Annotated in this window: 7 protein-coding genes and 1 pseudogene; 3 read left to right on the top strand and 5 right to left on the bottom strand. The window is 64.7% G+C overall.

Going from position 1 to position 11,695, the window contains the following annotated elements; genetic code table 11:
- Positions 1-339: 339 nt before the first annotated feature.
- Positions 340-672, bottom strand: a complete 333-nt coding sequence (locus DL990_RS41780; RefSeq protein WP_233620467.1) for a recombinase family protein — start codon at positions 670-672, stop codon at positions 340-342.
- A 374-nt stretch (positions 673-1,046) separates the two neighbouring features.
- On the opposite strand from DL990_RS41780, the gene DL990_RS13625 reads away from it, so the two are divergent.
- A complete protein-coding gene (locus tag DL990_RS13625; protein WP_125798870.1) occupies positions 1,047-1,304 on the top strand; it encodes a hypothetical protein in 258 nt (85 codons plus the stop codon).
- Between the two features lie 39 nt (positions 1,305-1,343).
- A complete protein-coding gene (locus tag DL990_RS13620; RefSeq protein WP_125798869.1) occupies positions 1,344-1,982 on the top strand; it encodes a hypothetical protein in 639 nt (212 codons plus the stop codon).
- A gap of 972 nt (positions 1,983-2,954) precedes the next feature.
- Here the strand turns inward: DL990_RS13620 and DL990_RS13615 are convergent.
- Positions 2,955-5,549, bottom strand: a complete 2,595-nt coding sequence (locus tag DL990_RS13615; protein ID WP_125798868.1) for a helix-turn-helix domain-containing protein — start codon at positions 5,547-5,549, stop codon at positions 2,955-2,957.
- Between the two features lie 199 nt (positions 5,550-5,748).
- On the opposite strand from DL990_RS13615, the gene DL990_RS13610 reads away from it, so the two are divergent.
- Positions 5,749-5,982 (top strand): hypothetical protein, encoded by a 234-nt coding sequence (locus DL990_RS13610; protein WP_125798867.1) that lies wholly within the window; start codon positions 5,749-5,751, stop codon positions 5,980-5,982.
- A 1,565-nt stretch (positions 5,983-7,547) separates the two neighbouring features.
- Here DL990_RS13610 and DL990_RS42390 read toward each other — a convergent pair.
- The 3 genes and pseudogenes from DL990_RS42390 to DL990_RS13595 all read right to left on the bottom strand — a co-directional run.
- Positions 7,548-8,531: pseudogene (locus DL990_RS42390) on the bottom strand (restriction endonuclease); the annotation flags it as partial.
- Between the two features lie 484 nt (positions 8,532-9,015).
- Entirely contained in the window at positions 9,016-10,317 is a 1,302-nt protein-coding gene (locus DL990_RS13600; RefSeq protein WP_125798865.1) for an MFS transporter, read from the bottom strand.
- The gene (locus DL990_RS13595; RefSeq protein ID WP_233620457.1) at positions 10,314-11,675 is read right to left on the bottom strand and encodes a M20/M25/M40 family metallo-hydrolase; all 1,362 of its coding nucleotides are present in this window, start codon (positions 11,673-11,675) and stop codon (positions 10,314-10,316) included. Before DL990_RS13595 ends, DL990_RS13600 begins: the two co-directional genes overlap by 4 nt.
- Between the last annotated feature and the right edge of the window lie 20 nt (positions 11,676-11,695).

Here is an 11,695-nt window from a genome sequence, read left to right as displayed (position 1 = left end):
ACCGGCGTGAGGGAGCTGCCGCCCGAGACCACACGCGCGGAACGTATCGCCCGGCTGGTGGGCGTGCTCGCCATCAAGGCTGCGCGCATGAACCGGCGAGAACGGCCATCGAGGACCTGCTGGCCGCGGTCTACCCGCCGCAGGAGGACGACGGCGATGAACCGCTGTCCTATCTTCCGGCAACGTGCGAAGTACTCCAGCTGGCGTTCGACCCGGTGCGGCCCAAACTCCTCCACCGGGCCTGGCGAGACGAGGACGGGGAGACCACCTGGAGACCGTGAGGCTGTCTCAGGACTGCGCAAAACTGCTGGAGTTGCTGCTGGAGTCGGTATCAGCAGGTCAGGCGCGCCATTTCACCAATGTGCATCCTACTGGAGCCGCCCCGGGACGCGGACCCAGACAACACGCTGGCGCTTCATCGTTAGGCGGAGCTATGGTCCGTCGCATGAATACGCATCCTGTGCAGGGATGCAACGAACAGGTGGCGTACCCGGTGTAACGCGGGTTTTCCAGAATCGATCGCGTCGTACTGCCCCGCCATCCATCGGCGAGCCGATGCCGGTTCTGCTCCGGCCGCCGAGCCGAAGGGCACGGAATCCCATCGAGGTTGAGCCCGTTCGCGATCGCTCGATCGCCCTTCCCGTCGAGGTACTCGGCGAAGATCCGCCGCACGACCTCGGCAGCAGGCTCGTCGATCGCGAGCACCCGCAGCCGGAAACCCTCCGCAGCCTTCCTGGGGTTCGGATGAGGGTCCGCCGTCCACGACCACGTAGCCGTACGGGGCACGGCCGCCCTGATGCCGCCCCTCGTTCAGCACCTGTGCATCCATCGCAACCCTCACCCGAGCCTGAACGTGCTGCCGCTCCGACTCACTCATGCCGCCGAGCACGCTCATCAGCATCTTGTGCGGTGGCTTCCGCGGGTCAAACCGACCGCCAAGCTCCGGCACTCAGAGCTCCACCCCATAGGCGGCGAACCGCGGGGCGATTAGCGAGAACTGTGTTCGTGGTGGCGTTCCGCAGCGATCTCGGCCTAGGAGTGATCACATGGTCGTCGAAGTTCACGCGGAATCGAAAACGTTCACGTTCAAGGACGCCACCACGGTCAAGCAAGAAGGCGGCCACTTGTACTTGATCAAACCGACGGCTGGAGGCGGCCATATCTACATCGGCGTGTTCGCGCCAGGAACTTGGAACTACGCCTACCAGTCAGCCTGCGCCGAAGTGGCCAGTTCCAAGACGGAAGCGACCAAGGCCTCCACGGTAGATCGGGGCCATATCGAGCTTGACCCGAACGAGGTCTAGCTCGAGGCCCACGTCTCGGTGAAGAGCCGGACGTTCAGGTTGTCCATCGTACTGGGAACAGTTCCCGCTTGGACATCTGCGGGTTCGCTCGCACTCGCCTTCGTCATATTGGCCGCGATCGACGCGATCGATGCCGAAATAAAGTGGAAGAGTTCGGCGCCCTGGGTAAACGTTATGGCAGAAAATGACGAACAGCGTCAGCGCGGCCAGCGTGACAGGAGACCGTCGTGGCGCCCGTGCTCAAGCTGCACGTCGCTCTATTCTGTTGCGATGAACCTCGGCACAGCAGTCGCACAGAGCACTCCCATCACCGGGTGGCAAATCGCCAGCACGATCGCCACAGCAACGGCGGCCGTCGCGGCAATTACCGTGGCGATCCAGAATCTCGTCCAACGCGCGATGGATCAAAGAGAAAAGAAGGCGGAGGCCAAAGCACGATTGCTTAAACAAGCCCGATTGATTGTTCTTGAGAACAAGGACTACAAGAAGCGAGACTCAGGCCAGTCTAATGACCTCAATACGCGAGCGTGGGTGAAAATCCACAACCACAGCGACCGGGCGGTCCTAGACCTGAATTTCGAGGTGTGGCCGTCCTATGCGTCAGTTTCTGACGTTCCGGCCAAGCGGCATGTGGACGTGCTCCCAACAGGAGTAGTCAGGAGCTTAGTGCCGTTATGAAACAAACTGACGTAATGACCGCATTCCGGATCCACTGGACGGATGCAGACGGTGAGAATTGGTACCTCGGACACAAAATGAACCAGCCCGCCATCTACACCGGACAAAAGCCAAACGTGCTCAAGTAGCGCATGGCTTCTCCCCGGGCGCCCTTTCGACGGGCGGGGAGATCGAAGTGACCCGGCGCGACAGACGCGTCCGGGAGTTCCGGGGAGACCTACGGCCCACCTGTTCGAGCAAGCCCACGAGCGCGCCCGCTCACTCATAAACGACGTGTTCTCTCCTGTTGTGAACCCGCCACGTACCGCCGAAGGCCAGTAGCCGTATCAGCGCAGGTCAGACGCCTACGCCGCCCTGGATCTACAGCATGAGGCCCTCGCGCGCGTTTCGCGGGGGTTCAGAGGCGAGCGGTGCCAGGACGTCCTCGGCGTGGCGCACGAGTTCTGCGTCCTCACCGGTCCTCAAGGCGTGCGCCGTGATTGGCGCCTTTCGGGGCTAATCAGGCGACCGGAACGCGTCGAAACGCGTCCGAAACCGCGCCAACGAGGAGGATCGAGAGACCGCAGACCTGCAGAAACAAAGGAAACGCCTGGTCAGGAGCTAATTGGATCTTCCCCGAGAAGGAGGAACTCACCGCAGACCGCAAGCCGGGGTTCGGTCTCGTGGCGACGATGGAGGCGTCCGTCAGGTGACGCGGACTGGGACGCTGGTTTCGTCGGGTTCCTCAAGTACGAACTGCCAGGAAGCGGACAGCGAGTCGACGCCCTTCTGCTGGGATCCCACAGCGACGGCGGAGTGACCGCGATCCTGATCGAGCTGAAGCAATGGACCGAGCTGGACTCGACCAGGGCACTGTTCACCTGGGTCTGCCGCGTCGAATACCTGCACCCGAGCCGTCAGGCCGCATGTCACTGAACCTACCTCCGCCCGGCCCGCTGGCGACGGGTCCGGTATGTGACTAGTTGCGATGCCTCAGCCGATCAGCCCGGAGCGAAGCAGTCGCGCCCTGTCCTCTTCGCGGCGGGGTTGTTTGCCGAGCCACTCTGCGAACGCGGTGAGTGCGTAGGGGTGGCCGGTGGCGATGTGGTCCCGGTAGACCCGCTCGGTGTCGTCCTCGCGGCCGGGCTGTTCCGCCAGCCACTCTGCGAACTCGGTGTACGCGTCGGGGTCACCGGTGGCGATCGCGTCTTGGTAGGCCCGTTCAGTCTCCTCTTTACGATCTGGCTGTTTGGCTAGCCATCCGGCGAACGAGGTGTATGCCTCGGGGTCACCGGAGGCGATATAGTCCCGATAGACCGACTCAATGTCGTCGTCACGGCCAGGCTGCTCTCCCAGCCAAAATACGAACGAGCTGAAAGCGTGCCGGTGGCCCGTAGCGATCGCGTCACGGAAGACTCCTTCGATCTCCACGTCGCGACCAGGCTGCTTCGCCAGCCACATCGCGAAGGCCAAGAGCACGCCAAGATAGCCAGCCGCAATGCCGTCTTGATAGGCCCGCTCGGTGTCGTCTTCGCGGCAGGGCTGTTCGCTCATCCAACTGATGAACGCCATCTGCGCCATCAGGTCACGAGCGACAATGGCGTCTCGGTAAACCTGCTCAGTCTCGCCCTCGCGGCCAGGCTGGCTCGCCAACCAGACAGCGAACGCGGTGCGAGCATCGGGCAGTCCGGCGGCGACGGCACCCCGATAGAAGTGCTCGGTCTCCACCTCGCGGCCAGGCTGCAACTCCAGCCAACTGGCAAAGGCCAGAAGCGCGGACGGGTCACCAGCAGCAACGGCATCCCAGTAGACCAGCTCAGTCTCGTCCTCTCGGTCCATCTGTTCCCTGAGCCACCATGCGAACTCGATACGCGCCGCAGGGACGCCGGCGGCAATGGCCTCCCTGTAGACCTGCTCGGTCTCGTCCTCACGGCCAGGGTGGCTCTCCAGCCAGCGAGCAAACGCGACAAGGGCGTCAGGGTGACCGGTGGCTATCGCTTCGCGGTAGATCCGCTCCGCTTCCTGCTCCTGTCCCGGTCGCGCCGCGCGCCATCGAGCGAATTCAAGGAGCGCCTCGGGGGTGCCGGCGGCGCGATAGAGAGCCTCACCATGCTGGAAGTGGCCCCGATTTATCGCGCCTCTCGCGAGGTTAACGATGTCGACGGTGCGTGTGGCGTGCTGACGTAGTGCGTCCCAGACTGCGTCGGTGACGGTATGGGTTCGGCGGTCGTAGCGGAGATAGTGCTCGAGATAGTCGGCCAGTTCGTAGGTGACTTCCTCGGCTTCGGCGTTGTGGAGGTCGGCGTTGTCGAGCGGGATGAGGGCTTGGACGCCTCGGGTGGAACGCAGGGGCTGCGAAGCGTGGGCGATCGCGGTGTCGAACCACCCCGAGGGCGGACTGGTCTGGCCGCGTTCCTCCCGCCACAGGGCCGTGGCGATCGCGCGCAGCATCGGAAGGGACAAAGGGCTGGTGTGACCGAGGCGTCGGGCGTCACCGGCGGCGTCCAGGACAAGCTGGTCCATGTAGTTCGGCACGGTGAGGTAGTGCTGGAGGAGCTCATGCCCGCCGGCGAGGGTTTGAGCGAATCCGATCCGGTCGGGGTTGTCGAGTGCGGCTCTGAGGCGGCCGTCGCTGGCCGCGAGGGCGCGGGCTTTGTCGCGTTCACGCCGGGAGAAATCGCGGGGAACATCGTGCCAGCGTACCCACTGGTTGGAGGTGACAAGGAGGTCACGGTTGTCGCTGACCTGTTCGCCAGCCGTGGTGGTGTCGCGGAGTTTCTCCGGCCACAACGTTGCCACCACAACCAGAGGCTGCCGTTGTCGGCGCTTCCCGCCGTCGCGTTCGCCGGGGACGGCGAACAGGTCACGCAGCACATCCAACGACAATCCCGTCCCGTTGGGGCCGAGGAAGGCCTGCAGTTCGTTCAGCCACAGCACGCATCGCCGCCGGTGCAGCAGGCCGGACGTAGCCAGGCCACGCAGCGCCGACGCAGACCTGGGGCGGACTACCGCCCACCGCGGTCCGAGAGCGTGAACGACCTCGAACAGCGATCGGGTTTTCCCTGTCGACGGTCCACCACGCAGCGCGATCATCGCGGCTAGTTCGCCGCGGGCCGCAGCCGTGATGTCCGCGTGCAACAGCGCGTCATGATCCCGCAGCACGTACGAGGGAGGCGGGGAGACGACGTTCAGGGCTGAGGCGAGACCTTGGCTGCGCGTGATCGCGGGATGCACGGTCGCCTCGGCAGGCGTGAAATGTTCCATCTCCCACACCGTGCAATCCGCCTCCGCTGCGGACGCAGCCCACTCCACCGTCGCCGGATCGGTCGAGCAGGACCTGTTGAGCCGGTGCAGGCGCATAGCCTCGTCGCGCTCATCGCGGGTGACCCCGAGCACGGACAGCAGCGAGGCGAGGATTCCGTCCGAGCGCCGGTGACCGGCCTTGGCGATGTAGTTCTCGGCCGTTCCCCGGCTGCACGAGGCCAGCTCCGCGAGTTTCTCGTAGGTCAGACCGGAGCGGTCCTTGAACCCGACCAGGAGCGCACGCAACTTCTGACCGGCGACGAGGTCCGACTGCACCATCGCCATAGCTTCCCACCTATCACTGCCACGGCCGACATCTGTACCTACCCAACCCGCTACCAGCGGACCAGCTCCCTGTCGAGAGCCATCCATCGCCCACGTCTGTGCGGTACTCGATGGATGTGCTGCCCAGCGAGGCGAACGCCGCCATCGTGGAATCACGCCGACCGGCCCTGCGGAGGCGACGACACGAGAGGTGGTGAACATGAGCACGAAACCGATCACACTGCTCACTTCCGCCACTGCCGGCGCGGCCCTCTACTCAGCCTTACCTGCCTGGTGCGCGGTCATCGTGGCGCTCGCCGCAGTCACACTCACCGCGACCCAGGTGATTGTCACCCAGGTCATCTGTCTCCGCGCCAGCAACAAAATCACTACCAGCGCCCACGCCCTGCGGCTACTGGAGGCGCACAACAACACCCGAGCTTGCGACAAGTAGTTGGGCTAACCGGAGCCGATGTAGCGCTGCTTACCTATCTCTGACATCAAATTCAGCTACGGCAACCGATTTTCATTCCATGCCGAAGTAGCAATATCGAGCTGGCTGAGGTGGCGTTCGACGCACACCCACAGCCCGGTGCAGCACCGGCTGGTGGACTTTATGCGGGGAGTCCTGGCTTATTCGAGGTTTTCGAGCAGGCTGCGAAGCGTCTCGTCGAGAGCCGGCTCTCCGACATGAACGGGCGGCCTATTCGTCGACGGCAGCTCTCTGGCTATCGGTGTCGAGGGTGCGGTCGAAATAGCCGCCTGGGCCGCGGCCGTCGCGATGATGTGTGCGGAACGCAGCTCTTCGGGCAGGTCTTCGGCCTCGATGAACGACAAGGCCTCCGCCAGATCCCACCAGTCGCCGTTACGGGAGATGTATGCCCTCCGTGCGAGATCGTTAACCTGCCATGCACGGAGTTCGCCGAGCACTACGTCGGTCATGTCCTCGTGGATGGTCCGCAGGCGCTCGGAAGCTCCCGGTACCTTCAGATCGGTCAGCAGCTCCGCCAGCTCGGTGAGGTCCGACCACATTTGTCCGAGCTGGCCTTGCGCGCGCGACCTGTCGGCGATGGCCTCGTCGAGCAGCTTGTGCCCCAGCTGAAGACGCTGCTCCGCCGGGACCAGCTCGGTCGCCGCGAGATGGGCGGCAAGGTTGACGAGATGACGTGGTTCGCAGTCGCCAATTCGAATGGAATCCGCGTTCTTGATCTTGTCCGTGACGAATTCGGCCAGGTCGCGGGAATCGATGACGATCGCGATCTTCAAGTAGTAGTCCAGGTCGCTCGTCCAGCTGCCGTCCTCGTCTTCGTCGACCCAGTCGTCGTCTTCCAACGCCTCCTCGAAGGACGGTCTCTCGGTTTCTGCGTAGTCGCGGAGGAAGAAATCCGTCAGGTCGCCGACGCGCGTGCGCAACCCGTCCCGCAGGACGCTCTGGGGACGTAGGGAAGCGAGTGAGACTAGGTGGTGAAGACGGGGAGCGTCGGTGATCGTTCCGAGCAACTCGTCGAGAGGGACTAGCTTCGATTGGACGCGGCTCAGCAGATAGTCACGTACGGATGGGTTGTGGAAGGTTGCGATGACGGGAGCGCTTTCGCGCTCAAACCCGGTCGGGTCGAACTGGCGCAAGGTTTCGATCATTGAGCCGTCGAGCACCTTCACCGCATCGTGAAACAGTCGGCGGTCGTCTGGCTGTCTCAGGGCCACGCGATAGCTGCGCCAGGCGTCGTGGAGATCGTCGAGTTCCGTGGTCCGACCGAAGGTGAACAGCACCTCAAGCAGGTGGACGGCGGAGGCGGCGAGCTGCTGCTCGATGACACGTGCCCAGATCCGCTCGGGGTTCTCGAAGTTGAGGTGCAGGGCTTCGGCCACTTCCTTGGTGCCGTCGCGGCCAGCGAGGCGCAGGGTGTTCTCTACGAGCCGGGGACTGAAGTTGCGGTGCCAGAGGAGCTTGTGCCACTGCGACGGGACGGCGAACTTCCGCTTCTCAGCGGCCGAGATATCGGCGTAGTAGACGTGGTTGTACAGGATCCCGGCCCGGATCTCCATGCTGTAAGCGTCCGCTCCGACGTCGCACGTGAGCGGCTCGAGGTCACCGTCGTCCAGGATCTCGTGGCGGCGCTTGGCCTCTCGAAGGATGTATTCGCGCGTGGTGAGAACCAACAGCTTCCCCGGCGTCTTTCGGATTCGGCGCAGGACCCTGAGCAACTGGCGGTCCTCGTTCTTCCCGAGGTGGTGGTTAAGAGCGATCTCGCCAAGGAAGTCGTCGTAGAAGAATAGTTGCGGGGTGTCCGGGAGCCACAGTTTATCGATCTCCCCGATTTCCCGCGTCACATCGATCACCTGGTAGCCCTGTGCCAGCTGGAGACGGGCGAGCATCTTTGCGATCGTCGACTTGCCGATCCCGGGGATGCCCGCCAGCAGACAGATCGACTCCCGCTCGAGAAGCTGCCGGGCCACGTCGAAGGTGGGAGTCGGGACGAACGTCTTCGCGGCGTCGTCGAGTTCACTTACCAGGTCTTCGGAACGGATCAGTGCATCCTGATTCAGGACCGTCTGCAGGACGGCAGTGCTGCTCAGCCACAGCCGAAGGTGACGCTGCACGAGTGCAGGGCGCTTGCGTAGTTCCTCCCTGAGCTGTTCCACGCCGTACAGGTCACCTGTGCTGTGGACGTACGGCGCAAGGTCCCTAAGAAGGGTTTCTTTCGCGTCTACGCTCAGCCCCATGCTCGTGGCAAGGATGTACCGGGCAGGCCGCAGGTCAGCGATCTTGACACGCTCCTTGTCGCGCATGTTGGCAAGCAGTTTGGACCTGTCGCTGCGGATCCAGTGCTTGCACTGGATCACTAACGAACCTCCGTCGTCGGCCATGTGCCGAAGGTCGATCCCATGGTCCGCACCGGGGACGTGGATCTCGATCTTCAAGCCCAAGATCTCCTCAAACAGGTCCCGGCAGACCACCTCGAAGTCGTAGGCACTCAGACGGCCCAAGTCAAACGAATCCATTTGACCATTCTGCCTGGAGATTAGCCGGCATCGTAGCGGGCGCACCGTTGAGCACGGAGGTCGAAGTGATGGGTGGGCATGGTTAAAGTCGCCGTTCAAAGCCAGGCCATGTTCCAGTCTGCGGCCGTCACGGTGACACGGCCCCCATGCTGGGCATGGCCGCCGTCGCGACCGTAAGAAAAACGCTGACCAGCGGAGAACGCCCAGGCAGGCCCACGGCGAGAGGAGTGCATTGCCCTTGTTGACGATGGAGACCGCTACAACGAAGCCACTGTCCATAGGCATTCCCCTAAGCCCAGCCGTACGGGTCCGAGGAACAAGAGGCTGGCCATCGAGCCTGACCGGACGACGCCTGGGCAGCTCATATGACAGCTCAGACGAGCATAAGCGTTGTGGATAGTGAGCAACTCGCCCCTCGGACACCCACCGCCGACCGCGGCCAGCTTTCACCGCGTGATATGCGGTGAAAGCTCCCTTCGCCACGTCAGACGCGGCGAAGGCCCCCGTCGGCTCCCTCAAGAGTGGACGACGGAGCGGATTGCCGGTATCGGCGGGCGAGCACCACGCAGATACCGCTGAGCAGGGCGAGCGCGGTGATCCAGTAGCTGGGCGCGAGGGTGGATCCAGTGACCGCGATCAGCAGGGTGATGGCCAGCGGGGTGACGCCGCCGAAGAGGATGACGCCGAGGTTGTAGCTGATCGACAGCCCCGTTCCCCTGCCACTGACAGGGAACATTTCGGCCATGGCCGCGGGCAGCGGCCCGGCGTACCAAGCTTTGACCAGGCCCATCAGTGCCAAGGCCGTCACCAGGGTGACCATCGCCGGTGCGGCGCGGATGAGCAGGAACAGCGGAAGGCTGATGAGCGCGATCACGGCGGCGGCCGCGGTGAGCATCCGGGCCCTCCCGATCCTGTCGGAGAGGTGACCGGCTACGGGTGTGAGCACGGTGAGGACGACACCGGTCACGAAGGTCGCGGTGAAACTCGTCGACGGGGACATGCCGAGGTGCCGGATGGCGAACGTCGGCATGTAGGTGATCAGGTAGGAGAACCCCGTCGAGACCGCGATCATGCCCATGACCAGCAGCACCCGTGTCTTGTGGTGCCGCATGAGGTGCACCAGTGGGCGCGGCGGCCCGGAGTCCGGCTTGGCGCGTGCGGCGATGAACTCCGGCGAGTCGCGCAGCCGGGTACGGATGAAGTAGCCGGCCGGGCCGAGGAGCAGGGCGACCGCGAACGGGATCCGCCATCCCCACGCGTCGAACTGCGCCGGGCTCAGGAACCCACTCGTGGTCGCGAGCAAGCCGGTCGCGAGCAGGACCGCGAACGCCTGGCTGGCGGTTTGCCAGCTCCCCATGAAGCCACGCCGCCCGGCGTGACTCTCGACGAGCAGTGCGGTGGCGGAGCCGAACTCACCGCCGGCGGAGAATCCTTGGAGCACCAGCGCGAGGAGCATCCCGATCGGCGCGAGCACGCCGATCGTCCCGTAGTCGGGCAGGATCACGATCAGGAACGAGCCGAGGGTCATCAGCCGGATCGCCACGGTCAAGGCCGCCAGCCGTCCGGCCCGGTCGGCGTAGACACCGAGCACCACCGCGCCGATCGGCCGGGCCAGGTAGGCGGCCACCGCCGTACCCAGTGCCAACATCAACGAGGTCACCGGATCGGCCGAAGGAAAGAACTGCCGCGCGATGACGTCGGCGACCAGTGCGTAGGCGGTGAAGCTCAGCCATTCCAGCATGTTCCCGGTCGAGGCCGCCGCGACGAGGCGCACTGTCGCGTTCATCGTCGGCCGATGCTGGAGAGGACACTGGCCGCGGTCACGATGCCCTGGTGGAACCGATGGAGTTCGAGGTTCTCGTTCGGCGCGTGGTTACGCTCGTCGACATTCGCCAGCGCGATGCCGTAGCAGGGCAGGGCCAGCCCATCGGTGAGCGCCGCGATCGGCAGGCTGCCGCCCATCGCCGGGACCGCCAAAGCCTGCTTCCCGTGTGCCTCGGTCACCCCACGCAGCACGAGGTCGGCATAAGGCGCGTCCGGCAAGGTTCGGGACGCCTCCATGGTCGCCCCGAACCGCAGCTCGGCGTGCGGCAGGTGCTTGCCGACGTGTGCGCGGACAGCGTCGATGACCGTCTCCACCCGCTGGCCACAGGCCAGCCGCATATCGCACCGGGCGACCGCGACCGACGGGATGACCGTGCGGTGCTCGTCGTTGTCCATGCAGGTCAACGAGTTGATGCTGAATGTTGGCATCGCGAGTCGTTCGTTGACGTCCTGGCCGCGACCGGTGTCCATCCGGTCCAGCCCGGCTTCCGCCAGCATCGCGGCCGGGTCGATCGGCAGTGCCCGCACCGCGTCGAGTTCGGCGTCGGTCAAGGGCGTCACGCCCGCGTCGTAACCGTCGACGGTCACCTGGCCGTCGGGTCCGCGCATGGTCGACAGCAGCCAGATCAGCTCCCAGGCGGGATTCGGCGCGACATTGCCCCAGTTTCCCGAATGCAGCGCGCTGTTCGCGCCACGCACGGTGATCTCGAAGGCCACGACGCCACGCACGCCGAGCGCGACCGTCGGCTCGTAACTGTCATGCACCGGACCGTCGCTCCACACCGCGAGATCCGCGGCCAAGTCCTCCCGTATCGCCGCCAGCGTGCCGGTCAGATGCGGGCTGCCGATCTCCTCCTCGCCGTCGAGCACCACGGTCACCGAGCACGGCGGTCCCCCATGGATGTCGCGCAGTGCCCGGAGAGCGAGGAGCTGAGCGAGGTGTTGACCTTTGTTGTCGCCGGTGCCGCGCCCGTACATCCGGCCCTCGCGGACAATCGCCTTGAACGGCGGGCTGTGCCATTCCTCCAGCGGTCCCGCCGGCTGGACGTCGTAGTGCCCGTAGATCACCACATGCGGGGTGTCCGCCGGACCCGCCACGTGCCCGACGACCAGCGGCCAGCCGCCGGTCTCCACTACCCGTGAGCTGAGCCCGCTGCGTTCCAGCAACTCCCGCGCGTACGGCGTGGCCTGTTCCATGCCCTCGCCCGTGGCGCTCACGCTGGGCACCGCGATCCAGTCCGCGAGTTCCTGCTCGTGCCGCAGCCGGTGCCGCCGCACGTATTCCCTGACCGAGTCCACGTCGACTCCCATCGATTTCATCGAGTGAAATTGATTTTGAG

The sequence above is a fragment of the Amycolatopsis sp. WAC 01416 genome (assembly GCF_003947485.1).
Classification (GTDB): Bacteria; Actinomycetota; Actinomycetes; order Mycobacteriales; family Pseudonocardiaceae; genus Amycolatopsis.
This window is presented reverse-complemented; position numbering and strand designations above follow the sequence as displayed.